At 43.5% G+C, this 1,036-nt stretch carries 2 protein-coding genes; both read right to left on the bottom strand.

Features of this window, described 5'->3' with window-relative positions; all coding sequences use genetic code 11:
- The coding region (locus tag ACTXGO_RS16445) for a DUF1176 domain-containing protein (RefSeq protein WP_443575019.1) at positions 1 to 858 on the bottom strand (858 nt) is incomplete at its 3' end.
- Positions 859 to 907: 49 nt separating this feature from the next.
- Positions 908 to 1,036 (bottom strand): benzoate/H(+) symporter BenE family transporter (locus ACTXGO_RS16450; RefSeq protein WP_443575018.1); only part of this gene is annotated, 129 nt, incomplete at its 5' end.

A 1,036-nucleotide genomic window follows, 5' to 3' on the forward strand; every position in this document is an offset into this window, starting at 1 on the left:
AAGCAGGCTTGAGCTATATTCTTGTCTGCTTTGATAGACTTGCGTTTTTGGATTGACAAGCTCGCAATCACCCATAATCTGCTCTGAGCCCATTAGTGACTCGGCATCAATATCGACCCATTTGCTAATATTGTTTTGCAGGTAGGTTAGCCTTGAGGCAGAGATCGGCTGATTATTTTTATCTGAATAAGCAAACGCTTTTTTGATCACAGGTTTGGCTATAGCCGTTTTTGGTACCTGTTGTTTGGAGTGCCGTTTACTCACCAAAGCGATCGGCGTCCCGACTCTTCCTTGTGTTTCGTCCAACTTCAATAATACTGCCCTCATACCTTTATCTGATATTTGCCATTGATACTCGCCCCTCTTAAATACTATTTTTGTATGCTTACGAGCCTTATCAATAAGCTGCTTAGTTTGAGCAGTCGTCAATCTTCCCCGGCCCATCTCATCAGTATTTAAGTCCACCTTACCGAAGTATTGATCATCGAGCCACAACTCAACAGAATCGTTTTGCCCTTCAATTTGAGCGATGATTTCGTTTGATGACTCCCAGTAGTTTAATACTACCTGTGTGCTGGGTATTTTCTCGCCTGCCGCTACAGTCATCATAATACTGCTGCGCCATTCGGCAGTTTCCTGCGTATACCCCGCCGCACGGCAAGTCAAGGTATTGTCGCAGATCACATGCCAGTCATCGCTGACAAAACCACTGCCCTCAAAAGGATCGCCGTAAGCCCCGTACGCGTTATTCAGTATTAGGCCTAATACACTAGCACTAAGCGCTTTGACAAGCTGATTTTGTACAACGAATCGTTTTGATAGCTGACGCATCATAGACTCACTTTTAAGAGCATTCATTGTTATCTTATTACAGCTACTGGTCAAAATCAGTTTTATTTTTATTGGTTTATGGCTTTACAAACATAGGCAGCAGGCGTTTTTTGGTCAGTACATAATGTGCAATCATACCGATAACCACGCCCCAAAATACTGAGCTTAATCCTAAGAACTGCATGCCAGAGGCGGTCGCCATAAA

The sequence above is a fragment of the Psychrobacter sp. T6-1 genome (genome assembly GCF_052258445.1).